The 24,542-nt window shown below is 65.8% G+C and carries 14 protein-coding genes and 1 riboswitch; of the genes, 7 read left to right on the top strand and 7 right to left on the bottom strand.

Annotated elements, in window-relative coordinates:
- The first annotated feature begins 213 nt into the window (after window positions 1-213).
- Window positions 214-1,878, top strand: coding sequence for a sodium:solute symporter (locus B2747_RS15060; RefSeq protein ID WP_291162690.1), 1,665 nt, complete (start codon window positions 214-216; stop codon window positions 1,876-1,878).
- A gap of 114 nt (window positions 1,879-1,992) precedes the next feature.
- On the opposite strand, the gene B2747_RS15055 is transcribed toward B2747_RS15060, so the two are convergent.
- The 4 genes from B2747_RS15055 to B2747_RS15040 all read right to left on the bottom strand — a co-directional run bounded on the left by B2747_RS15055 (window position 1,993) and on the right by B2747_RS15040 (window position 9,041).
- A complete protein-coding gene (locus B2747_RS15055; protein ID WP_291162688.1) occupies window positions 1,993-3,162 on the bottom strand; it encodes a hypothetical protein in 1,170 nt (389 codons plus the stop codon).
- Window positions 3,163-3,166: 4 nt separating this feature from the next.
- Window positions 3,167-4,714 (bottom strand): PIG-L family deacetylase, encoded by a 1,548-nt coding sequence (locus B2747_RS15050; protein ID WP_291162685.1) that lies wholly within the window; start codon window positions 4,712-4,714, stop codon window positions 3,167-3,169.
- Entirely contained in the window at window positions 4,714-7,485 is a 2,772-nt protein-coding gene (locus B2747_RS15045; protein WP_291162683.1) for a 2-oxoglutarate dehydrogenase E1 component, read from the bottom strand. Before B2747_RS15045 ends, B2747_RS15050 begins: the two co-directional genes overlap by 1 nt.
- Before the next feature lie 275 nt (window positions 7,486-7,760).
- Window positions 7,761-9,041 (bottom strand): sensor histidine kinase, encoded by a 1,281-nt coding sequence (locus tag B2747_RS15040; protein WP_291162680.1) that lies wholly within the window; start codon window positions 9,039-9,041, stop codon window positions 7,761-7,763.
- Window positions 9,042-9,149: 108 nt separating this feature from the next.
- On the opposite strand from B2747_RS15040, the gene B2747_RS15035 reads away from it, so the two are divergent.
- From B2747_RS15035 to B2747_RS15025, 3 genes are read left to right on the top strand one after another with little or no spacing between them, the layout of a single operon-like run.
- On the top strand, window positions 9,150-12,833 hold the full coding sequence (locus B2747_RS15035) for a TonB-dependent receptor (RefSeq protein ID WP_291162677.1): 3,684 nt from the start codon (window positions 9,150-9,152) through the stop codon (window positions 12,831-12,833).
- 46 nt (window positions 12,834-12,879) lie between these two features.
- Window positions 12,880-14,178 (top strand): hypothetical protein, encoded by a 1,299-nt coding sequence (locus tag B2747_RS15030; RefSeq protein ID WP_291162675.1) that lies wholly within the window; start codon window positions 12,880-12,882, stop codon window positions 14,176-14,178.
- 56 nt (window positions 14,179-14,234) lie between these two features.
- The gene (locus B2747_RS15025; protein WP_291162673.1) at window positions 14,235-16,280 is read left to right on the top strand and encodes a hypothetical protein; all 2,046 of its coding nucleotides are present in this window, start codon (window positions 14,235-14,237) and stop codon (window positions 16,278-16,280) included.
- Window positions 16,281-16,561: 281 nt separating this feature from the next.
- Here the strand turns inward: B2747_RS15025 and B2747_RS15020 are convergent, their stop codons facing one another.
- Window positions 16,562-18,724: a TonB-dependent receptor gene (locus B2747_RS15020; protein ID WP_291162670.1), complete on the bottom strand. Its 2,163-nt coding sequence runs from the start codon at window positions 18,722-18,724 to the stop codon at window positions 16,562-16,564.
- A riboswitch (TPP riboswitch) is annotated at window positions 18,716-18,819 on the bottom strand. (Overlaps the previous gene by 9 nt.)
- Window positions 18,820-18,844: 25 nt before the next feature.
- Between B2747_RS15020 and pnuC the strand changes: the two genes are divergently transcribed.
- From pnuC to B2747_RS15005, 3 genes are read left to right on the top strand one after another with little or no spacing between them, the layout of a single operon-like run.
- Window positions 18,845-19,462: a nicotinamide riboside transporter PnuC gene (pnuC, locus tag B2747_RS15015; protein WP_291162667.1), complete on the top strand. Its 618-nt coding sequence runs from the start codon at window positions 18,845-18,847 to the stop codon at window positions 19,460-19,462.
- On the top strand, window positions 19,449-20,036 hold the full coding sequence (locus B2747_RS15010) for an ATP-binding protein (protein ID WP_291162665.1): 588 nt from the start codon (window positions 19,449-19,451) through the stop codon (window positions 20,034-20,036). Before pnuC ends, B2747_RS15010 begins: the two co-directional genes overlap by 14 nt.
- A gap of 26 nt (window positions 20,037-20,062) precedes the next feature.
- Window positions 20,063-20,503 (top strand): DUF6526 family protein, encoded by a 441-nt coding sequence (locus tag B2747_RS15005; protein WP_291162662.1) that lies wholly within the window; start codon window positions 20,063-20,065, stop codon window positions 20,501-20,503.
- Here the strand turns inward: B2747_RS15005 and B2747_RS15000 are convergent.
- A complete protein-coding gene (locus tag B2747_RS15000; protein WP_291162660.1) occupies window positions 20,488-21,747 on the bottom strand; it encodes a THUMP domain-containing class I SAM-dependent RNA methyltransferase in 1,260 nt (419 codons plus the stop codon). The genes B2747_RS15005 and B2747_RS15000 overlap by 16 nt on opposite strands.
- Complete coding sequence (locus B2747_RS14995; RefSeq protein ID WP_291162657.1) at window positions 21,692-24,532, bottom strand: putative bifunctional diguanylate cyclase/phosphodiesterase; 2,841 nt, start codon at window positions 24,530-24,532, stop codon at window positions 21,692-21,694. The genes B2747_RS15000 and B2747_RS14995 overlap by 56 nt, the downstream gene beginning before the upstream one ends.
- Window positions 24,533-24,542 lie beyond the last annotated feature (10 nt).

The following is a 24,542-nucleotide window of genomic DNA, read 5'->3' as shown; positions in this document are numbered from 1 at the left end:
CGGCGGCGAATCTAGCCGAACGGGACGCGGCTGTCGAATTGGCGACGTTCACCCCGTGCAGGAGACCGCGGCCTCGCCCGCCCCTCGTGTACGCAGTGTAACTTATTGCGATGTCTCGCTTTCAGACGACCCTCCTTCGTGTGCTCGGCGTGCAGCTCGTGACCCTCGTGCTGCTGTGGCTGCTGCAGTCCCGCTACGCGAGCTGAGTACCGCATGCATTGGATCAACTGGCTGATCGTCGCCGTGTACCTGCTGGTCGTCATCGGCGACGGCCTGCGCCGCACCCGCGGTACGAAAAATATCGAAGGCTACTTCCTGGCCGGACGCAGCCTGCCCTGGTGGGCCGTGGGGCTCAGCGTCATGGCCACACAGCTGTCGGCCATCACCCTCATTGGCACCACCGGACAGGGCGCGACCGACGGACTGCGCTTCGTGCAGTTCTACTTCGGTCTGCCCATTGCCATGGTGCTGCTGGGCGTGACGCTGGTGCCGTTTCTGCATGGCGCCAAGGTCTACACCGCCTACGAGTATCTCGAGCGACGCTTTGACGCCAAGACCCGCTCGCTCACCAGTCTGCTGTTTCTGCTGTCGCGCGGCATGTCGGCGGGCACCATCATTGCCGCGCCGGGTGTGGTGCTGTCCGCCATCTTCGGATGGGATCTCACCTGGTGTGTGGTGCTCATCGGCGTGCCCACGATTCTCTACACAGTGCTTGGTGGCGTGGAGGCCGTGGCCTGGGCCGACGTGAAGCAGATGGTCATCATCGTGACCGCCCTGTTGGCCATTGTTGTGGTGCTGGTCATGCGACTGCCCGTGCCACTCGATGATGCGCTGCGTGTGGCCGGTAGCACCGGACGCCTCAAGGTGTTCGACTTCTCCTTCTCGCTCACCGAGACCTACACATTTTGGTCGGGCATTCTGGGCGGCACGTTTCTCATGCTGTCGTACTTCGGCACCGACCAGAGTCAGGTGCAGCGCTATCTCGCCGCGCGCTCGGTGGACGAGGCCCGCGAATCGCTGCTCATGAGCGCGTACTGGAAGATCCCGCTGCAGGCACTCATTCTGCTCATCGGCGTGCTGGTGTTCCTCTTCTACACCTTCTCGCCGGGGCCCATGCTGTACAATCCGCGACACGACGCCGCGCTCCGCGAGAAGCAGCCGGCCGTCTATGCGGAACTCGAGTCGCGCTTCGCGGCTGCCACGGCGGGGCGTCTGCAGGCTGCGCAGGACGCGTCCACCGTGGGTGGCTCCGCGCCGGTCAAGACCTTTGCAGAACTCGATCAGCAGGTGAACGCGGTGCGCAAGGACGCCCTCGACGCCGCCGGTGCGGCCACAGGCGAAAATCCGCGCGACGTGAACTACATCATTCCGCGTCTCGTGCTCGACCACCTGCCGCTGGGCTTTGCCGGCGTGTTTCTCGCGGCCGTACTGGCCGCAGCCATGTCCAGCATTGCCGCCGAGCTCAATTCGCTGGCCACGGCCAGCGTGGTGGACTTCTATCAGCGCTGGTACAAGCCCGAGGCCAGCGACGCCCACCTGCTGCGCGCCGGCCGCGTGGCCACGGCGCTGTGGGGTGTGTTTGCGATGGTCGTGGCCGGCTATGCCGCCACGCTCGGTTCGCTCATTGAAGTGGTGAACCGCTTCGGCTCGTTCTTCTACGGCTCCATTCTCGGCGTCTTCCTCCTGGCCATGGTGAAGCGCGCGAATGCACTGGGGGCCTTCGTGGGCCTCCTGGCCGGGATGAGCGCCGTGGCGGCAGTCTCGTTTGGTGCGCCGCAGGTCAGCTTCCTCTGGCACAACGTGATCGGCGCCGTAGTGGTTTTCGTTGTGGGGCTGCTGCTCAGCAGCGGCCGTGCGCCGGCGCAAGCGGTCAACTGACTACCACGGATGACAGGGACAACAAAGGAAACCACAGGATGAGAACAACATGAGTTCATCCTGTGGTTTCTGTTGTTGTCCGTGCAATCCGCGATAATCAGTAGAGCACGCCAACTACATCTTGGGCGCCACCGGCGTCGGCGTACTGTTCACGAGATTGGCCAGAATGCGCGCCCCGCCGGGCACACCGGCCGCCCACTGCCGGAACAGCGCCAGCGTCACGTACACATAGCGCCCCTTGCCCAGTGACGTGACCAGCAGCCCACCGTCGTTGGTTGGCTCGTCCGGATCGTTCATGCGCAGCAGCGGCGTATAGCGCCGGTCAATCACACTCGGCATGTACGTGGCCCGCTCCTGCACCCAACCAGTCCAGTCGGCCGGACCGATCTTGTTGGGCGTGGTCAGCAACGGATGTGTGGACTGCAGCAGCGTGACCGGTGCCTGTTCCATGGTCACGCGCGCCGCACGCGGCGCCCACTGCAGCGGATACGGCGTGATGCCCGGCAACGCGTTCATGTTCTGCGCGCCGTACTGCACCACCAGCGTCCCACCGGCGCGCGCGAAGTCCAGCAGCCGCGGGTTCTGCTTCACCAGCACCTCGCTGGCTTCGTACGCGCGCGGTCCCACCACGATGGCCGTGAAACGCGACAGGTTCATGCTCGCCAACAACGCCGGCTCGATGACCTCCACCGGAATGTCGAGCTGCTGCAGCGCCTCGTAGCCCGTGTCACCCACGCCCTTGATGTAGCCCACACGCGCCCGCGCCGGAATCCGCACGTTCACGGCCGACAAATACATGCCCGATCCGCCATACAGCCGCATGGGCGCGATGTGATCGTACTGGATGAGATACGACGAGTTTGTACTCATGGCGCCGTCGTGAATGGCGAGGGCCACCAACTGCTGCTGCCCTTCCTTCACGGTGCCGCGCACGCGGAACCACACAATGTCCGTGCCGTTGGCCGGCAGCACACGCTCCCGCTCCACCGAATCGGCCTTGAGCCCCTCAGGCAGTTCAAGACGCACCAGCACCTTGGCCTCGTGCGGATACGCGCTCTGGATACGCACCGGCACCATGCGCTCCACCGGCACACCGGCACGCATGTACTCCATGGAGTTGGCCAGATTGACCGTAATGCCCGGCACGGCCGACACCGGCTGCTGCTGATCGCCCTTCACCGGATCGGCCCAGCGATACACCACCGGCGCGGTGATGGTCAGATTCTGGCCCGCAATCAGCAACGACGCTTGCACGCGCGTGGCCCGCTCACTCTGCTGCTGCACTTCATCACGGGCATCGATAGGGTGCCTGGAACCAGTCCATGCCCTTGCGGCCGTATGCCCGCCACCATGGCGAATCGGAGGCAAACGCCGCCGCCCACAAGGAAGCGGTGAACGCGCTATCCGGCGCCAGCACGCCACCGCTCCGGACAAAGGCGGACGGCATACCCAGTCCAACCACGCTGGTGAAGTTCACCTGCACCGGTACACGCCCCCGATTGAACAGTCGCACGGTGACGGGCAGCGAATCATTGACCTCCACCTTCACGGCCTCTCGCACCGGCAGCGTGGCTTGCGTGGCCGTGGCCTCCAGCGCCACACCTGCCGCAAGCGCCAACGCTTCCTCGGTGCGCTCCACCGTGACGGACAGCGCGTCCCAGAGCGCGGGCCTGGCCTCTTGTGCGTTGCGCGGACCAAGCCGTGACGGGCGACCAGGCTGCGACGTAATCAGCAGCGGCACACCACGACCACTGGCGTTGCGCAGCGCGCGCCACTGACGCAGCACCTCGGCCAGGGGCTCCACTATCGTTGACGGATCCTGCGCACGATACGCCGCACGAACGGCTGCCGTACCCGCGAGCGCCGAGTCCAACAGTGGCTGCGCCGACGCTGGAAGCTGCCCTCGCAGCGGCGCCCACGTTGTGTCCACGCCATCGAACAGCGAGCGCTCACTGCGCGCGTCGTCCGGCCCCACACGCGAGGCTTCACGCGAGAGATACGCGTACATCACGCCCTTGCGCTGCAGCACGCCAAAGCCCTGACTCTTGTGCTGCGAGCGACTCTCGGCCGACACCTCATAGTAGCTGCGGCCGAGCAGCGGGTCGTATTCACCCGTGTTGATACGCAGCGTCGCGCTGTCCGGCACCTGACGCGCGCTGCGGTAGAACTTGGAGGGCGTCCACGGCAAGCCAAACTCCTGCACGGGATACCGAACCGTGTCGCCAGCCAGCTCGTAGGCTTCGCGCGCCAGCAGCCCCGACACCTGATGATGTCCGTGTCCATCGCGCGGCGTGCCGCTGAAGAAGGCCACGATGACATGCGGGCGGAACGCGCGCACCACACGCACCACATCGCCAAGAATCGAATCCTTGGGCCAATGCTCGTAGGTTTCTTCGGCGTTCTTGCTGAAGCCGAAGTCATAGGCACGCGTGAAGTACTGCCGTCCACCATCGATGCGCCGCGCGGACAGCAACTCCTGCGTGCGAATGGCACCCAGCGCTTCGCCCAGTTCATTGCCGATGAGATTCTGCCCGCCGTCGCCACGCGTGAGACTGAGATAGGCCGTCTCCACGTGACGGCCGCGCGCCAACCACGCAATAACCGGGGTGTCCTCGTCGTCGGGATGCGCCGCGACCGTGAGCACACGCCCCGTGGTCCCAATGCCAGCCAGCGTAGACCCCAACGCAGCCGCGCCGCGCTCCGGCGTCACCTGGGCCTGCATGCGAGCGGGGAGCGCACAAACGACGAGCGCCGCGGCAACTGCCGCGGCGCTCACCACTTGCAGCAGGCTCCGGTGCGCCACGTCTCGCGTGGTGCCAACCGTGCCCGGGCGCATCAGCTCTGCGCCCCCGCCAACGAGGCACCGGATGCCGGGACCTCGCCCGTGTCCATGACCGTGGCAATGATGCGCGCCTGCTCGGTCTGGTGCGCATCGGCAAAGCCCTCGGCCGGACTGGCCCGCTCTGGGCGTCCCACATAGCGCACGCCCACCGCAGCACCGGCCGAGACGCGCAGGCGCGGCTGCACATAGGTCCAGGCGCCCTGATTCTTGGGCTCTTCCTGCGCCCACACCACCTGCTCGATGGCCGGATACAGATCCATGATGCGCTGGATCTCCTCGTGCGGCCACGGATACAACTCTTCCACGCGCACGAGCGCCACCGCCGGATTGCGCGACGGCGCGAGCGCGAGATCGTAGTACACCTTGCCCGTGCAGAACACGATGCGACGCACTTCGTCGCGGCGCTGCGAGGCAATGGGATCGTCGATGACCGACTGGAATCCCCCCTGCACCAGGTCTTCGAGCCGCGACGCGGCCTGCGGCAGACGCAGGAGACTCTTGGGCTGCATGCAGATGAGCGGACGCCGCGCCTTGCGCAGCGCCTGACGACGCAGGAGGTGGAAGTACTGCGCCGGCGTGCTGCAGTAGGCCACCGTCATGTTGCCTTCGGCACAGAGCTGCAGGAAACGCTCGAGACGCGCGCTCGAGTGCTCGGGGCCCTGTCCTTCGTAACCGTGCGGCAGCAGCATCACGAGACCGCTGTCCTGCCCCCACTTGGCGCGGTCGGCCACGATGAACTGGTCGATGATGGGCTGCGCCACGTTCACGAAATCTCCGAACTGCGCTTCCCACAGCGTGAGGGTGTCGGTGGCCACCACGCTGTAGCCGTACTCGAAGGCCAGAATGGCCGTTTCGCTGAGCGCCGAGTTGTAGACCTCGAAGCTGCCACGCGCACCCGGCAGGTTGGCCAGCGGCGCGTACTTGCGACCGGTGTTCGCGTCGTTGAGCACCGAGTGACGGTGCGAGAAGGTGCCACGCTCCGCATCCTGGCCGGTGAGGCGCACCGACATGCCATCAAGCAGCAGCGAGCCAAACGCCAGCGCCTCGGCGTGGCCCCACTCGATACCCCCCTGCTCACCCATGGCCTCGCGGCGACGCTCGAGCTGCTTGGCGAGACGCGGGTTGGGTGTGAGATCCTGCGGCCACTGGAGCAGCGACTCATTGATGAACTGCAGACGCTCGGCCGGCACCACCGTGGTCACCGCACGCGGTGTCTGCGCACCTTCCGCCGGCCATGGCGCGTGCTTCTCGCTGCCGAGCAGCGACTGCTTGAAGCGCGCGTGAATGTCCGCGTAGCGCTGCGCCACGTCCTTCTCCACCGCCGCCGCTTCGTCTGCGGTGAGCACACCCTCGCTCACAATGCGCTTGGCCCAAACCTGCGGCACCGTGGGGTGCTGGCGAATGGCCGCCGTGCGCGTGGGCTGCGTGTACATGGGCTCATCACCCTCGTTGTGCCCGTGACGACGGTACCCCACGAGGTCGATGAGCACGTCCTTTTTGAAGGTCGCGCGATACGCGCAGGCGAGGCGCATGGCCTGAATGCAGGCTTCCGCGTCGTCGGCATTGACGTGGAAGATCGGTATCTCGAAGCCCTTGGCGAGATCCGAGGCGTAATACGTGGAGCGCGCGTCCGACGGATCGGTGGTGAAGCCCACCTGATTGTTCACGATGATGTGAATCGTACCGCCGGTGCGATAGGCGTTGAGATGCGAGATGTTGAGCGTCTCGGCCACGATGCCTTCACCGGGGAAGGCCGCGTCGCCGTGAATGGCGACGGGCACCACGCGATGCTCGTCGCGCGAACCGGGATGCGCCGCGTCACGCTGCAGTGCACGCACCACGCCTTCCACAACCGGATTCACCACTTCGAGGTGCGACGGGTTCGGCACCAGGCGCAGCTTGACCTCGCGGCCTTCCACGCTGCGCACGCCGTTGTATCCCATGTGGTACTTCACGTCGCCCGTGCCACTGTCGATGACCGCATCGTGATGGCCTTCGAACTCGGCAAAGAGCGCCTCAAACGGCTTGCCCATCACATTGGTCAGCACGTTCAGGCGACCACGATGCGCCATGCCAATCACGATCTCATCCGCGCCTTCGCGTCCCAGCGCATCGACCATCGCGTCGAGCATGGGAATGAGAGCGTCGGTGCCTTCGACGGAAAAGCGCTTGTAGCCCTGATAGGCGCGGCCCAGGAAACGCTCGAGGCCATCGACTTCATTGAGGCGACGCAGCACCTGCTTCTTCTCGTCGACCGTGAGCGGACGCGTGAGGATGCCATCGCGGAAGGCGCGACGGAACCAGTTGCGTTCCTCGTTGACTTCGAGGTGCCAGACCTCGTAGCCGATCCGGTTCTGGTAGACGGCGCGCTTGCGGTCGATGACGTCCTTCGCGGTGGCGAAGCGCTCGTCGCCGAGCGCGGCACCGGGGATCAGCGCCAGATCGGCTTCCGTGAGGCCGTGGAACTCCGGGGTCAATTCATCAGCGCCAGCCGGCGGCGTGCCGAGCGGATCGAGCTGCACGGCGTAGTGCCCGAACATCCGGATGGCCTGCTGCAGCGACGCTGCCGCGGCCACCTTGGCCAGCAGGGAGACGTCGGTGCCGGCGGCCTGACCGGCGGCAGGGGCCGCCGCACTCCCGAACAGGGACTCGGCGATGCGGAAATACTGGCGCCACGTCTCGTCGACGCTCGAGGGGTCGCGGCGGTACCGCTCGAACTGCTCGGCAAAAATGCCGTCGTTGAAAACGCTCGTGATGGCTGGCATAACCATGAAATCTAGTGAGGGGCTGCCCGGAAATCGGACCCTTCGCGCCGGCAAATGGCATCACGCCGGTTACTCTCATCGCGCATCCACACATACCGAACAAAAGCCAAATCAATTATCGCGGATTTCACGGAAACAATGGACAACGACAGGAAAAGCTCAGGCACCAACTGTTTGATCCCTGCCTGTTTCCGCCCCATCCGTGTCATCCGCGACAAGGCTTTTCCTGTTGTTGTCCGTTGTTTCCGTGGAATCCGTGATAATCAGTTGGAGAGTCAGTTGCCTGGCGGCATGGGCAGCACGAGCGTGAACACCGACCCCTCACCAGGACGCGACACGACTTCAATGCGGCCACCGAGCATGCCGGCCAGTCGACGCGAGATGTAGAGCCCCAGACCAGTACCACGATGCCGGCGCGACTGCACATCGGCCAACTGCGAGAACGGCCGAAACAGCCGCGACAGATCGGCCGCCGCGATGCCGATGCCCGTGTCCTTTACGGCCAGACGCACCGTGGGCTGCGTGCTGCCCAGCGTGGCCGAGCCACGCGACGCCTTGAGCTGCACCCGACCGTGCTCGGTGAACTTGATGGCGTTCTGACAAAGGTTGAGCAGAATCTGCCGCACGCGCGCTTCGTCGGTATGGAGTTGCGGCAACGAGGCTTCGATGTCGAACTCCAGCTCCAGTCCCTTTTCGCGAGCGAGCGGCTCGAGAAACGGATGCAGTGAGTCGAACAACTCGGGCAGTCGCACCGGTCCTTCACGCAGCGAGACCCGGTCGGCCTCGAGGGACGCATAGGTCAGAATGTCTTCGATGAGCGCGCCGAGGTGTCGGCCCACCGTGCGCAGTCGCACCACCACATCACGCTGCTCGTCGCTGAGCGGACCAAGAATCTGGTCCTCGAGCAGTTCGCTGTAGCCCTCGAGCGCGGCAAGCGGCGTGCGCAGCTCGTGTGAGAGTGTGGCCAGCAAACTGGTCTTGGCCGCGTCAGCCGATTGCGCGTCCTCGAGCAGCCGGGCCTTCCACAGGGCCAGGGCCGCCAGATCCGCCAGCACACCAAGGCGCTCCTCGTCCTGCGCATCGAACACCGGGTGTCCGATATCGCGCACCACCGACAGCACGCCAAAGAGCTGCTGATTGGCCAGCAGCGGGATGAGCATGATGGGCCCCACGCCGAGGGACGGCAGCAGCGCGGCAAAGAAGGGCGTGGACGACGCAGGCGATTCGAGCGCCAGCGTGCGGTGCTCCGCCGCCACGCGTCCCGTGAAAGTGCCGGCCAGCGGAAAACTCATGCCCATGAGCGCCAGTGCCCGACCCGAGGTGGCCACATAGAGTCCGCTGTCGGCGTGGATCTGTGCCACCGCCGCGCCGCTGGCGCTGCCCTGCACCATGCTCAGGTCGCAGAGCGTGCTGAGTACACTCGCGGCGCTTGTCTCGGCCGCCAGCGCCCGGGCGACCTCGCGCAGGGTGTGCAGTTCCTCAGTCTTGCGATAGTCTGAATACAGCAGGTCGTCGGTCTGGGACGGCACGTCGGCCGAGTCGCGGGGCAGTGGCATGCTGTAAGCTTGCACCATCTTGCGCGCATTCCAACTGACCTGCACTTTCGGGGCGCTCGTCACCGATGCCCGGTGATGAATGGCATCAAGACTCTTCTGTTTTCTCCCATGACGTTCACTGCATTCAGACGGGGCCAATCCGCCCTGTCGATTCTGGCCCTTGGCATGTTGCTGATGGCCATCGACCTGCACGCCCAGGTCACTGCCGATGTCATCCGGGGCCGGGTGACCAGTACGGAGGGGCAGCCCATCGTGGGCGCGCGCATTACCGCCGTGTCCTACTTTGGCGGCATCACCAAGGAAACGCGCACCAATCGCGACGGACGCTATTCGCTCACCTATCCCAACGGTGAGGGCGACTACTGGATCTCCTTCGCCGCGATCGGCTACACGGCGCAGCGCATCCAGGTGCGCCGCAATGCCGACGAGGAGGTGCTGGTGGCCGACATCAAGCTGTCGGCCGCACAGATGCTGCAGACCGTGACGACGACGGCCAACGCGGCGCGCACCCCGCCTCCACGCTCGGAGAACACGTTCCAGTCCGACATCTCGGGCGCGGACCGCTTTCTTGGCACGCAGGGCGTGTCGCCCGACCAGGCCGGCAATCTTGCCGCCATGGCCGCTGGCACGCCGGGTGTGCAACTCATTCCCGGTGTCGATGGCAATCCCGATCGCTTCTCGATGTTCGGGCTTGACCCAAACCAGAACAACGCGACGCTCAACGGCCAGCAGTCGGGTTTGTCCAACCTGCCGCGCGATGCCGCCGTCAATACGCAGCTGCGCGCCGGATACGACGTCGCCAATGGTGGCTTCAGCGGCGGACAGATTGCCGTGACCACGCAATCCGGCACCAATTACATCGCGCGCAACCTGAGCAGTGTGTTCAACGCGCCGCAGGCGCAGTTCAACGACGCCGTGGGTATGGCCAGTGCGTACCGCTTCATCTCCATCGGCGGTCGGGCGTCGGGGCCCATTGTGATGGACAAGGACTTCTACAACGTCTCCTTCCAGTTCGACCAGCGTGATCAGCGACTGCCCACACTGCTCTCCAGTGTGCCGACACTGTTCCAGAGTGCCGGTGTCTCGGCCGACTCGGCCCAGCGCCTGCGTCAGATTCTTGGCAATCAGCGCATTCCGCTCACGGCCGGTGGCTTGGGACGCACGTCGCCCCGAACCAACGCCTCGCTGATTGGCGCCTTCGACTGGGCACCCAAGAGCCCGACCAGTGGGCATGCGTTCACCCTGTCGGTGAACGGCAGCTTCAGCAATGCGGGCCCGCAGTTCCAGGCCACCACCCAGACGCCCACCGCGCTGTCAGAATCCCAATCCACCAGTCTCGGGGCACAACTCCGCCACACCAACTACTTCAACAACGGCGTGCTCACCGAGTCCATGGTGAGCGCTTCGTACAACCGGAACGAGAACGCACCCTATCTGGATGCGGCCGGCGGCACGGTGCTGGTTACCTCCACACTGCCAGACGGCAGCTCGGCCACCCGTTCGTTGACCTTTGGTGGTGGGCTGAATGCCGGCAGCAACTCGGGCACCAGCTACAGTGCGCGCAATATGCTCTCGTGGGTGAGCACCAACAACAAGCATCGTCTCAAGCTCATCACCGAAGCACGACTCGAGGAGTCCGCGTCCGACCGGGCGTTCAATCTGCGCGGACGCTTCACGTATCAGTCGCTGGCAGACCTGGAAGCCGGCGTCCCATCGTCCTACAGCCGCAATCTCAACACCGTACAGCAGTCCGGACGGGCGCTGGTGGGTGCCGTGGCCCTGGGCGACGCGTGGCGGCCCACGGCCAACGTGCAGGTGCAATACGGCGTGCGTGCCGATGCCAATCATTTTCTGGATCGGCCGGCGCTCAACACGTCGCTCGACTCGCTGCTCGGCCTGCGCAACACGCCGGTTCCCAATCGAGTGTACCTGAGTCCACGACTTGGCTTCTCCTGGCTGTACGGCACCGCCGCGCAGATCCCGTTTGGCGAGGGCTTTGCGAGAGGACCACGCGCCACCATTCGCGGCGGCATTGGCCTGTTCCAGAATGTCCGAGGCCCCGACCTGGTGAGCAACGCGCTGGCCAACACGGGCCTGGCCAGCGCGCAGCAACAGCTCACCTGCACGGGCGCCGCGACACCGGGCGCCGACTGGGACGTGCTGCTCAGTCAGGGCCTCGTACCCGGCGCCTGCGCCGACGGGACGGGCGCGACGCTGTTTGCCAACAACACGCCGTCCATCACGATGTTTGCTCCGGGATTCGTGCAGGAACGCAGCCTGCGCAGCAACATCGGATGGACCGGACTCGCCTTCGACAATCGATTCAACCTCACACTCAATCTCCAGGGCGCACTCAACTTCTCGCAGCCGGACTTCGTCGATCGCAACTTCCGTGACGGGCAGCTGTTCACCCTGACCAACGAGGACGGACGGCCCGTGTACGTGGCCCCCGGCAACATCGATGCGGCCAGCGGACTCATTGCTTCACGCGCGGCGCGGCGCAGCACGGCTTTCACCAGCGTACAGGAACAGCGAAGCGACCTGCAGTCACGCAGCGCACAGCTCACGGTGTCGCTGTCGCCCTTCTCGTTCGCCGATCGGCGATTCCGCTGGTCGGTCAATTACAACTACCTGTATCTCACGCAGGAGTATCGGGGCTTCAGCAACACGGCCGGTGATCCCTTTGCGATCGCGTGGAACACCGCGGCGCAACCGCGTCACGACATCGGCTACACGCTCAGCTACACGCTGGGCAACGCCGTGACGTTCAGCTGGAACGGACGCCTGCAGTCCGGCCAGCGCTTCACCCCCATGATCTCGCACGATGTCAACGGCGACGGCCGCGCCAACGACCGCGCCTTTGTCTTCGCACCGGGGGCCACGACGGACGCGGCACTCAGCAGTGCCATGCAGCAGTTGCTCGACCAGGGTTCGCCCTTCGTGCGCCGCTGCCTGCGCAACCAATTGGGCCGTCTGGCCGATCGCCATTCCTGCACGGGCCCGTGGACGGCGGCCAGTTCGCAGCTTCGCATCGTCCCCAATCCGTCCAGGGTGCGACTGCCCCAGCGCACCACCCTCACGCTGACCCTCAGCAACCCGCTGGCCGCCGCCGACCTGCTCATCAATGGCGAGAATGGTCTGCGCGGCTGGGGGCAGCCGCCCATCATCGATCAGTCGCTGCTGTTCGTGCGCGGCTTCGACCCGAGCACACAGCGCTTCCGCTACGACGTCAATCAGCGCTTCGGCGCCACGCGGGTTCAGCAGGTCACCTCACGCGCTCCGGCGGTGCTCACTTTGCAGATGAGTGTCAATCTTGCGCCCACGCGCGACTGGCAGAACCTCGACCAGCAGCTCGCGCGGGGACGCACCCGGGCGGGCACAAAGATGACCGAAGCCTCGGTCCGCCAGATGTCGCCGCAGATTTTCCCCAACGTCATGGCGCGCCTGCTGCAGGTGGGCGAGCGCATTCATCTCACCCGGGTGCAGGCGGATAGCCTGGCCACCATGAGCCGACGCTACACGCGGTTGGTGGACTCGGTGTGGACACCGGCGGCCAAGCACCTCGCATCGCTGCCCAAGGACTACGACAAGCGTGATGCCCAGCGTCGCCTGGTGGAGGCACGTGAAGTGGCCGTCGGCTATCTCATTACCGCCGTGCCCAATGTGCGCAAATTGCTCACCAAGGGACAGCTGCGGGTGATGGACAACTCCATCGTGCAGCAGCTCGAGCCGCGCTACCTCGAGCTGCTCCGTGCCGGCCAGGTGGGCGGCGAGTTCTTCTTTTTCTTCTGAGGCCCTCCCAATGCGACGCTCCGGAATGTTTTCACGTCATGGCACGATGCTCCGTGCAACGGTCGCCGCGTTTGGCCTGGGCTGTGCCACGACACTCGCGGCGCAGGTCGCGCCCGGTTCGGCTGTCGCGCAATCGCCAGACAGTACCCGCAGCAGCACGCGGGCGACCGTGCCCATCCGCGGCCTGTCGCGCGTAGTCGCCAGCGACAGCAGCATCCTCATGGACGCCTCGGCGGTGCGGCACCTGCCCGGCGGCAGCGTCATTGTCAACGACACGCGCAAGAAACAGCTGGTCGTGTTCGACTCGGCGCTCCGCAACCCGCGCGTCATTGCCGACACCAGCAGCAACTCGCCCAACCCCTACGGCCTCCGCATTACCGGCGCGTCGCTCATTCCGTATCGTGGCGACTCGACGCTGTTCATGGACTTCGACTCGCAGGCCTTTCTCGTCATCGACGAGCACGGCGCCTTCGCGCGCGTGATGGCTCCAGTGCGCGCCAACGATCTGTTCTATATCGGTGGCGGCAACTCAGCCAGTTCGGCATTCGATCCAGAGGGGCGGCTGCTCTACAAGTCCGTGCGCCGCAACCAGGGCATTGCCAACATGTTTGGCACGCAGGCGCCAGCGGGTGGTGAGTCGCGCACGATCATCGCACAGCCCGACTCGGCTCCCATCCTGCGCATGGACTTTGATCGGCGGACGGTGGACACGGTGACGCTGATCAAAGTCGCCGCCGAGAAGATGGTGCTGGTCCGCACCCCGACCTTCTCATCCACGCTACCGCTCGTAAACCCGCTGCCCCTCACTGACGAGTGGACCATGCTGCCCGACGGCGCCATCGCCATCGTACGCGGACATGACTACCACGTGGACATTCTCGAACCCGATGGGCGCATGACGTCCGGGCCGCGACTTCCGTTCGACTGGAAGCGCATTACGCGCGAGGAGAAACAGACCATTGTCGATTCGCTCAAGCGGCAGGAAGACGAACGACAGGCCAAGTTGCCTCCCCCTCCGCCAACAGCACCGGGCATGCCGGCCATGCCTCGTTTCAGGTTTGACCCGGTACCCGCCGAGGATCTGCCCGACTTCTATCCCGCCGTGCGTCAGGGTCAGGTCCGCGCCGATCCGTCCGGTCGGATCTGGGTCCTGCCGGCCACCTCGAAGGATGCCAAGGCCGGGCTCCTGTACGACGTGGTGAATCGCGAGGGCCGTCTCGTCGAGCGCGTGCAACTGCCGCAGGGCCGCACGTTGGTGGGCTTCGGTCCGGACGGCATGCTGTACCTCAATCATGTGCGGAGCTTCAACAAGTCCACGCTGGAGCGGGCCTGGGTGGCCCGCTAAGCAACTCGGGGGACGCGGCCCATGGAACCTCCTGCGGCTGTGGAGTACATCTCAGCATGTCGCGTCCCCCCCTCCTGACGCTGTGCGCGGTGGCTCTTTTTTCGGCCACATGCTTCCCAATCATTGCCTCGGCCCAACCCGCTCCGAGGTCGGCCCCGGTAGACACGGCCACCGTCCTCAACACCGCCCGACAGCGCATCGCGCTGTTTCAGGCCAGGTGGCAACAGGCCTGGATACGCAGTGACATCAACGCCGTGTCGGGCGAGACGGACAAGAAGGTGCGCGCCATGCGCATCACGTATGGTCATTGCGATTACGTGTACGGCCGCGGCAACGGCCGCCCCATGATCCCGGTGTGGGGCACGCCCGATACGGTCTTCACGCCCATCGTCAGCAACAACTCGGCGTACGCGCTCTGTCCAAGCTGGTTGCTGGGGACGATGCCGCGCGACATGGACGAGGCGCGCTACCCGGATGCCGCCATTCGCACGGGCGACACACTGCACATTCGCCAGATGCGCGAAGATCTCATCCGCTCGCTGGACGGATTTCAGGACCTGCTGCCGGAAGACGGCTTTCTGCGCATGCAGCGCGTGCGTTTCCTGGTGGACGCACATCGCTACGACCGTGCAGAGCGCGCCCTCGATACCTGCGGTGACACATTCGCCTGTCTCTCGCTGCGTGGCTACGTGGCGCACGAGCGCGGCGACGTGTCCCGCGCGGACTCCCTGTTTGTGGAAGCGACCTCGCGCCTCGATGAGCTGAGCGCCTGCTCGTGGATTGACCTCCGGCAACTGCTGCCCGATCCGCCATCGGACAGCCCGCGTGACGAGTATGCCTTCACGCCATGCAGCGAGCGCCACAAGATCGCGCGGATGTTCTGGTGGCTGAGCGACCCGCTCTTTTCTGTGGCCGGCAATGAGCGACGGGCCACGCACTTCGCCCGCCGTGTGTGGTATGGCCTGCATTCGGGCATGGATCGCGACCAGCGGCACGACTGGCGCAAGGACTACGGTGGCGATGCGGTGGAGGAGCTCATCACGCGCTACGGTCCGCCGAGTGCCGCACTCTGGATTGGCGAGAAGGAGGACCGGCTGCACGATTCGCATGTGGGTGAGCTGCACGCCGGCCCGTACACCACCGTGGAGTACACCTCGGGCCGGCAGTCTTTCACGCCCTCGCTGTCCGCCGTGTACAGTCCCTATTCGGTTGGCGACAGCAGCTGGCAGTTGCACCAGCGTGACAGCACCCACGACGCCATGGATCGGGGTCGCATCTGGTGGCCGCACGAGCATATGGCCTTCGAAGGGCGCATTGCCGAAATGCCGTTGGGCCAGGTGGCCATGCTGCGACGCTACACGGGCGTCACGCTCGCGGTCACGCACAATCTGTTCGGGCGGGCTGACACGGTACTGACCAACCTGCGGCGGGATTCTGCCGAGGCCGTCCTGGTGGTATCGCCCGCGCCCGACACCATGAACACCCTGGGCAGAGGACGGGTGCACCCCGGCGGGTCGCTGTTCACTTCGGCGCTCATTCCGTCCGAGCCTGCGGTGGTGAGTGTCGAAGCCCGTCATCCTCGGCTCCGCAACCTGTTTGGTCGCTCGCGCTTCGGGGTCAGGCCACCGGCCGCGCTTTCGGCGCTCGCAGCGGGGCAGCTCGACATCTCCGCCCCGGTGTTCTACGACGCCGCGCGCGGCGGCACGCCGCCCGATGCGCCGGGCATGTTTCCGCACATGCTCGCCACCACGATGCTCAGGCAGGGCGATCGCATCGGTATCTTCTGGGAGACCTACGGGGTCACGCCCGGCGACTCGGTGCAGTTCCGCGTGGCCATCGAGCGTACGACACGCACCGGCTTCCTGCAGCGCATCGGCGAGGTCACCCGCCTGCGCGACGTGCCTCTCCGGGCGCTCGGCATTGCCTGGCGCGACCCCGATACGCGCACCACCATGAGCGAGGGCCCGAGCATCATGCCACGAGCCATCTCGCTCGACTTGGGCGACCTCGAACCCGGCGAGTACCGCGTGGTGGTCGAGGCCCGCGTTCCAGGCGGACAGCCCGTGCGGAGCGAGCGTGCGCTCACGATCATCGGGCGCTGAGTGCGGCAAGACCGTCAACAGCTCACGCAGAGGAATGGAGGGCGCAGAGGGCGCAGAGAACTGCAGTGCTGGTTGAACGGCCTTGTCGCGGATGACGCGGATGGGGCGGAAACCGCACGGATCCACAGCGGCAAACGCTCCCAGACCCTTTCAGTTTGACTGAACCCCTCAGCGCCCTCTGCGAACTCCTTTTCTCTGCGTGAGCTGTTATCGATCTCGCGGCACAATGGACGCCGGTGCCTGGCACGATCTGCACCTTGACCCGCGCAATACCGGACGCCTCAGAACTCGTACGCCAGTGTGGCAAACAGCGCCCGGGCCGGCAGCACGAAGTAGCGCACGGTGCCCGAGCCGGACACCGACCCTGAACCGAACTTCTGCGTATCGCCGAGGTTCTGCCCGCGCAGCGTGAGCGAACTCCGGCCCAGTGCCACGCGAGCCGTGGCGTCCACCGTGTAATAATCGGGAAGCACACGGTCCGGGCTCGACGTGTTGTCGAGGAAGGCGCGGCTCTGATAGCGACCCTCCAGCCCGAGCATCAGCCCGCGGCGCGGCGTGACCTCCACGCGATGCGAGGAGATGAAACGCGGCGTGAGCAGCGGCTCGACGTTGCGCCGGACCACCGGCGTCCCACGCGACGAGTCCGTGAACTGCCGGATACGATTGGCACTCCACGTGGCATTGCCGGCCAGCACCACACGGTTGATGCCGCGCCAGGCCACATCCAGCTCGAGCCCGCGACGGTAGCTGCTGCCCACGTTACGGCGCAGGATGGATCCGGACGCCGTCGGCGCCCCGATGCGCGCGATGTCGTTGCGGAAGTCCATGCTGTACAGGTTGGCCGACAGGTCGAGCGTGGGGCGCGTGTAGTTGAGCCCGAGCTCGGTATCGTGCAGACGCTCCGGCTTGACCCGCGTGAAGTCGCCGAAGTCCGCCACGTTGTCGGCGTTGAGATCGTCTTCGCCGCCGAACAGGTCGTTGCGCGCCGGCTCACGGCTCGTGATGCCATAGCTCGCGAATGCCGACAGCCCCTGCGCCAACTGGTAGGTGACGCCCGCCTTCGGGTTCACAAAGGTCCAGTCGATGGCGCGCCCGGTGATGCCGGCGTTCTCCGACGGCTCGTAGCGGAATCGCGCCCAGCGGCCCTGCACATCACCAAACCAGGTGGCGCGACCGGCCGTATACGACAGCTTCACGAACCCACTGGCATCCTGCTTGTGACCAGTGTTGTCGTACAGCTCGGTGGTCGGCTGGAAGTAGGCACGATGCGCGCGCTGATACGTATTTGCGTTGACGCCGGTGTTGAGGCGCAGCGCGCCGTGCTCGACGTTGTACACGCTCGTCGCGCCATACCAGGTGTGCGCGAGGTTGTAGCGATACTTGTCGGGCAGGTCGAAGTAGTCGTAGTTGCCACTGGCCGAGTTGCGATACACGGTGGTGTTGACCGTGCCGCCGTTGGACAGCGCCCGCGACCAGGCCAGCGAGACCATTTGCTGACCGAACTTGTCGCGCTCACCCGGATTGAGCGGGTTGAAGCGACGATTCTGCGCCAGTTCGCTGAGCGTGGCGCCCGTGTACGACAGCGTGTCGGCCAGCAGTCCCACGAGGGCGGTGAGCTTGACCACATCGCGCTGTCCAAACCAGCCCGCGCCGAGGAACGCCGAGCGTCCCATGACGCCACTGTGATCGCGGTAGCCGTTGGTGCGCAGACCACTCACCCGGCCATACGCCGCAAATCCGCCGGCCGTGAGGCCGGTATTGAACCCCACCGTGGCGCGCTGCGCTCCGAATGAGCCCATCTGCACTTGTACGTCTCCCGCAGCGTCCCGCCGCGCCACCGGCACCGTCTCGAAATTGATGGAGCCGGCATACGAGGCGGTGCCCGCCGTGCTCGTGCCCACGCCGCGTTGCACCTGCACGCTCTGCACGTTGGACAGCAAGTCGGCAAAGTTGGCGAAATAGAGGACCTGATCCTCCATGTCGTTGAGCGGCACGCCGTCGATGGTGATGTTGATGCGCGTCTGATCAAGGCCACGCAGCCGCAGATAGCTGTAGCCCCACTGCGTGCCGGTTTCGTTGTGCGACACCAGCGATGGCGACGCATTCATGAGCAGCATGGGCACGTCCTGCCCGAAGTGCCGCTGTGTAAGCGCCTCACGCTCGATGGTCTTTTGCGCGATGGGCGCCGCGCTGCCGGCGCGGATGGCCTGCACGCTCACCCCTTCGATGCGCCGCGCCGCCGAGTCGACCGCGGCGCTGTCCCGGCGGACCTGGGCCAGAAGGGGCGTGAAAGCCGGCACAAACGCGGCCATCACGGTGGAAACAAGGAGGGCCCGAATGGGCGAGGCCCCAAGGGGCCGGGCGACGCCGGACGTCGATCGCGCGAGGCGACGCAACGCCGGTCGCCGCACGCGCGCTGCGCGCGTGGCGGAACCACGTGTCATGTTTGGACTCCCTACGCCGGTACGAACCGGATCAGGTTCTGCGGGACTCTCTCAGCCTGTGCACACCAGCGGCACAGGCACCCCGGTCATGTGCGCGAACGCTAATTAGCTTTGCCAGCCATGACCAGTGTCCCGGCTCCGATCTTTGACGCGCTGTGCGGATGGCTCGCGGCACGCGGCACCTCGTGCTTCGAGATGCTGGGGTTCGTGACCGGCGTGCTCAACGTCTGGCTGGTCACGCGGCAGAGTCTGTGGAGCTGGCCGGTGGGCATCGTCAACGCCGCCGTCTACACCGTGGTGTTTGCCGGCGCCGGGCTCTATTCCGACACGGGCCTGCAGGTGGTCTATTTGCTGCTGTCCGTGTATGGCTGGTGGCACTGGTGGCGCGGAGCCCCCGACCGCTCACCACTGCGCGTCACACACGTGCCGGGCACACAGGTGCTGCCGCTGGCCTTCATCCTGATTACCACCTGGATCGCGCTGGCCCTCATCACGACGCGCATCCCCGGCGCCGCGCTGCCCTGGGCCGACGCGCTGCTCGTGGCCGGCAGCCTCGTCGCGCAGTGGATGATGACCCGCAAGCTGCTCGAGTGCTGGCTGCTGTGGATTGTCATCGATGCCAGTTACGTGGGCCTCTTCCTATGGCGCGGCCTCACGCTCACGGCGGTGCTGTACTTCCTGTTCCTCCTGCTGGCCGTGCGCGGCCACATCAGCTGGCGACGTGATGTCCAAGCCTGAGCGCACGCCATTCACGCGCACGCAGCGCGACGCACACCGTCCACTGCGCGTCGTGCTGACCGGATCGGAGAGCGTGGGCAAGACCACACTCGCCGGCGAACTTGGCGCGCACTACCACGCGCCCGTGGTGCCGGAGTTTGTCCGCAGCTACGCGCAGCGCATTGCCCGACCCATTACCTACAACGACCTGCTGATTATTGCCACCGAGCAGGCCGCACTCGAAGACCAGCATCTGGCCGCAGCGCGCGCCACAGGCAGCGCGCTGGTCGTGCACGACACCGACCCGCTCAGCACGCTGGCCTACGCGCAGCACTATTTTGGGGGAGCACCGGACGCGGTGGAGCACCTCGTGCGCGCCCGACGCCCCGACCACTATCTGCTGCTCGACATCGACGTGCCCTGGGTGCCCGATGGCGTTCGTGACCGGGGAGATCGCCGTGCGGAGATGCAGCAACTCTTCGTGGACACGTTGACGCGTGTAGACGCCACGTTCACACGCATTCATGGCACCTGGTCCGAACGCCGCGCGTTGGCCATACAGACCATCGATCACTTGTTGTCCCTGAACACGTAGTCGTCCTTCATCCGGGTTCAGCCACCATGGCCACCACTCCGCAGTCCTTCGCCAACCACGCACAGTACACGCCGGTCTATCACTTCTTCGCGAGTCCGCTGGCGCTGATCTTCGCGGTGTGGACCATCGTGCGCTTTGCGCAGTCGCCGTCCGCCGATACGGGCTACTTTCTCGTCGGCGCCCTCGCCCTGCTCGGTGTAACCATGGTGTCGCGCCTGTCCCCGCTGCGCGTGCAGGACCGTCTCATTCGCCTTGAGGAGCAACTGCGTTATCGCCGCCTGCTCACGCCGGAACTTGCCGCACGCACCGAGGCCACACTGCGCCCACGGCAGTACATCGCGCTGCGCTTTGCGAGCGATGCAGAGTTGCCCGCGCTGCTGGATCAGGTGTTGGCCAATCCGTCCATGGAGCCCAAGGCCATCAAGGCCGCCATTCGCGACTGGCGGGCGGACTACTTCCGGGTCTGACGTGCGCGTTCTGCGCGTGGCGGTTCGGTTCCCCACACTTCCACCGGCAGACCGCCGTTGGTGGTGCGCAGCAATGAGGTCACGCGCAAACGGAGTTGCCCCAGCAGCACACGGTCGTTGGGCATGAAGAGACCAAGCCGCCAGGCGCGGCCACCATCACGGAGCACGTCGCCGAGTCGCGCGTAGAGACCACGCAGATCGGCGCCCTCGCTTACGCGATGGCCGTAGGGTGGGTTGGTAAGCAACAGGCCAGCAGGACCGTGTGCCGTCAGGTCGAGTGCAGACAGCGCGTCCTGCGCGATATCGAGATCCGCCAGCACGCCGGCCCGCTCGGCATTGGCGCGCGCGGCGGCAATGGCCCCGGCATCGCGATCGCGCAGCACAATGGGCACGGTCACTGCGGGTTTCACCCGCTCGCGGGCGCGATCCCGCTGCTCGGCGTACAAGGCCGTGTCCGCACCCGGCCACTGCTCCATGGCAAAGTTGCGCTGCAATCCCGGGGCAATACACCGAGCGCGCAGAGCGGCCTCAATGCCAATGGTGCCCGAACCGCAGAACGGATCGACCAATGGCAGTTCGCCATTCCACTCAAACACCGCCAGCAGCAGGGCCGCAAGCGTTTCGCGAAGCGGCGCCTTGGCCACGGCCTGACGCCAGCCGCGACGGTGCAGCAGCGCGCCGGAGCTGTCGGCGCTGATGGTGCACTGGTCATGATCGAGGCGCACGACAAACAATTGCGACTGCGTCGAGACGGCCGGCGACTCCGAGGTATCGTCTTCATCGTCGCGGGCGCGCAATTCCACACTGACACCCGGCACGGCGGCCTCCAATCCACGCGCCACGCGCTCGGCCACTGCATCGGAGTGATAGAGCCGCGACTTGCGGCAGGTCACCCGGAGTCGCACGCGCGTACCCGGTGCCACAATGAGTGACCAGGGAACACGAGCCGCCTGCTTTTCGAGTGTGGCAAAGTCGCGCGCCACGAATTGTGCGAGGCGGCGCAGCACGCGCGTGGCGAGCCGGCTCTGACAGTTGAGTGCAAAGAGCTCGGCCGGCGTGAGCGACAGCGCCACGCCGGCATCGGTCACGCTCAGCGGCGTGAGCCCAAGGGCCAGACACTCCTGCGCGAGCAGCGGGGCAACGCCAGGCGCTGCCACCGCGAAGACATCGAGCCGGGGAGAGCTGCGATCAGGCCGCTTGCTGCTCACGCACCCGACGACGCCGGCCACCGAGGTATGGCACACGGGCGCCACGGGCCACGAGGAGCTGCCAGAAATCCTCCGCATCAAGCGGCGGCGCGAACAGGTAGCCCTGTCCGAGCTCGCAACCGAGTTCGAGCAGCTGCCCGCGCTGGGCCTCCGTCTCGATGCCTTCGGCCACGGTATTCATCTGCAGCGTTTCTCCGAGTGCCACGATCGCCTGCGCCAACACCGGCCCCTCGCCTCCCTTATCGATGACATCCACGAACGCCTTGTCGATCTTCAGAATGTCGATCGGATAGCGTTGCAGGTAGCTCAGGGAAGAATAACCGGTTCCGAAGTCGTCGATGGCCAGCGAGACGCCGAGCGCCTGAAGGGCGTTGAGGCGCTCCATGGACACATCGGTGTTCTGCATGAGCATGCTCTCGGTGATCTCGAGCACCAGTTGCGAGGCATCGAGGCCCGACTCGTCGAGCGCGGCGCGCACGTCGTCCACCACCCCGGCGTCCTGCAACTGCCGCCCGGAGAGATTCACGGTGATGCGCACGGGCATTCCCCGTTCGCGAGTCCAGCGCTGGGCCTCGCGGCAGGCTCGCCGCAGCACCCAACGGCCAATGGGCACAATCAGGCCGGTTTCCTCGGCAATGGGAATGAACACGCCGGGCGGCACCGTGCCGCGATCCCGACACATCCAGCGCACCAGCGCCTCGGCGCCAATCACGTCGCCCGACTCGAGCCGCACGATGGGCTGATAGGCCAGGAAGAACTCCTCACGATCGATGGCGCGGCGCAGATCGGCTTCCACCACGAGGCGCTCGAGCGCCGCGCGGTGCATCTCCGGCTCGAAGAGCACATGCTGCCCCTTGCCGCGCGTCTTGGCCACATACATGGCCACGTCGGCGTTGCGCACGAGGTCATCGGAGCTCTCCCCACGATACGAGCGGGCAATACCGATGCTGGCGTTGACGAAGACTTCCTTGCCGCCGAGCAGGAAGGGACGTGTGAGCGCCTCGCCAATGCGGTCGGCCACGACAAACACGTCGTCCACCGTTTCGGCGTCTTCCACCAGCACGGCAAACTCATCGCCGCCCAGGCGGGCAATGAGATCGGCCTCACGCACACAGGTCGCCAGCCGGCGCGCGGCCTCGACGAGCAGGCGGTCGCCGGCGGCATGGCCCAGCGAATCGTTGACCGTCTTGAAGTTGTCGAGGTCGAGGAAGAGCACCGTGACCGGATGACTCTGACGCGACCCTCGTGCGAGTGCATGCCCCACCTGATACAGGAAGAGCGAGCGGTTGGCGAGATCGGTGAGGGGATCGTGAAAGGCCTGGTGCATGTACTGCTGCTTGATGACACTCTGCTCGGTCACGTCGCGCGTGTTGAGCACGAGGCCGCCAATGACGGGCTCACGCAGCAGGTTGGTGCCCACATTGTCCACCGTCATCCAGGCGCCGTTGGCGTGCGCAAGACGCCATTCGCACTTGAGCACACCGGGTGAGGCGCCGGTGGTACCGGTGCGCGTGGTGGTGCGGGCCAGCTCCTCGAGAAACGCACCCGACGACCCCTTGTCGTCGTCGTGCAGCAGCGTCATGAGATTCGTGCCCACGAGTCGTGACGCGTCGTGCCCGAAGACCGTGGTCATGGACGGACTGGCGTAGCGAATGGTGCCGTCGGGATCGACAATCATGATCACGTCGCTCGAATGCTGCACCAGCGCGCGGAAGCGCGCCTCGTTGTCACGCGCCGCCGATTCAGCGAGCAGATGCACGGCCTCGCGAGTGGCGGCAAACTGCCGCGCAAAGGCCAGCGCGGTCAGCACCACGGCGCCAATGACCAGCCCGACAAGCGGCTGCGTGTCCTGCTCAAAGGCCACACGCAGGAGCAGTGCGAAACCCGGCAGCACGGCCGCATACGGAATGATGGACGCCGAGCGACTGGTCTTTTCGCGCTGCGGACGTACCTCACGATGCAGGGTGGTGGCGCAGCTGAGCCAGGCCGACGCCGCGAGCCCCACGAACACCAGCGGCGCGACGATATACAGCAGTCCCGGCACCCGCAGGCCACGATGCAACAGCACAATGGCAGCCGTATGCCCGAGGAACAGCACCAGCAGCGTGGCGCCGAAGACGGCCAGCATGGACGCACGGTGCCGCAGGACGGCACGTCGCCAGAGATTGGAGGCCACCAGCAGCAAGCCGATATCGAGCACGCCCTGCACATACAGGCGCGTGGCCTGCACGCGGCGCACCGGATCATTGCCGAAGCCGGTGGTGACAAAGTCATACCAGGCAACCAGCGCGCCGCCCACCACCACGGTGGCGACGTCGAGCCAGAGCTTGGCCCGGTCTACGTTGTTGCGCGGTGCACTGGGCAGTTGCAGCAGGGCCACGAAGAGCATGGCCGGCACGGTGGTCGCCAGCACCACACTGCCCACGAAGCCCGGCCAGCCGGGCAACCGCACTGTCAGCGTCCCCAGCCAGAGCTGCACGGGCATGAGCGCAATCGCGACCGAGCTGTAGCGCCAGAAGCGTCGGGTGCCGAGGTCGAGCGCGAGTTCGCGACTGGCCCGGGCCGCCAGCAGGGCGGCGACGAGCGCGAGCGGCACAATGACACTGAGTCGCAAGGTGAACACGCGGTCCACCGAACCCTGCATGCATCCCATGATCACAATCGCCAGCGCGTACAGCCCGACGGCCGCCATGATGAGGCGATCGCGCATCGGGCCGAACACCAGCGTCGGCACCGCAGGCACTCCCATGGGGAGGCTGCGGTCGGCGATGGCGCGGAGACGATCGGTGCGACGCCGTTCGGCGTCGTCGACAGTGGTCATGAGCGGAAGG

The sequence above is a fragment of the Gemmatimonas sp. UBA7669 genome (assembly GCF_002483225.1).
Lineage (GTDB): Bacteria > Gemmatimonadota > Gemmatimonadetes > Gemmatimonadales > Gemmatimonadaceae > Gemmatimonas.
The sequence above is the reverse complement of the archived record's forward strand: the minus strand, read 5'-3'. Positions and strand labels throughout refer to the sequence as shown.

Coding starts and splice junctions, on each gene's coding strand:
- B2747_RS15060 (WP_291162690.1), top strand. CDS start 214: ATGCATTGGATCAACTGGCTGATCGTCGCCGTGTACCTGCTGGTCGTC.
- B2747_RS15050 (WP_291162685.1), bottom strand. CDS start 4,714: ATGCGCCCGGGCACGGTTGGCACCACGCGAGACGTGGCGCACCGGAGC.
- B2747_RS15045 (WP_291162683.1), bottom strand. CDS start 7,485: ATGCCAGCCATCACGAGCGTTTTCAACGACGGCATTTTTGCCGAGCAG.
- B2747_RS15040 (WP_291162680.1), bottom strand. CDS start 9,041: ATGCCACTGCCCCGCGACTCGGCCGACGTGCCGTCCCAGACCGACGAC.
- B2747_RS15035 (WP_291162677.1), top strand. CDS start 9,150: ATGACGTTCACTGCATTCAGACGGGGCCAATCCGCCCTGTCGATTCTG.
- B2747_RS15030 (WP_291162675.1), top strand. CDS start 12,880: ATGCTCCGTGCAACGGTCGCCGCGTTTGGCCTGGGCTGTGCCACGACA.
- B2747_RS15025 (WP_291162673.1), top strand. CDS start 14,235: ATGTCGCGTCCCCCCCTCCTGACGCTGTGCGCGGTGGCTCTTTTTTCG.
- B2747_RS15020 (WP_291162670.1), bottom strand. CDS start 18,724: ATGACACGTGGTTCCGCCACGCGCGCAGCGCGCGTGCGGCGACCGGCG.
- pnuC (WP_291162667.1), top strand. CDS start 18,845: ATGACCAGTGTCCCGGCTCCGATCTTTGACGCGCTGTGCGGATGGCTC.
- B2747_RS15010 (WP_291162665.1), top strand. CDS start 19,449: ATGTCCAAGCCTGAGCGCACGCCATTCACGCGCACGCAGCGCGACGCA.
- B2747_RS15005 (WP_291162662.1), top strand. CDS start 20,063: ATGGCCACCACTCCGCAGTCCTTCGCCAACCACGCACAGTACACGCCG.
- B2747_RS14995 (WP_291162657.1), bottom strand. CDS start 24,532: ATGACCACTGTCGACGACGCCGAACGGCGTCGCACCGATCGTCTCCGC.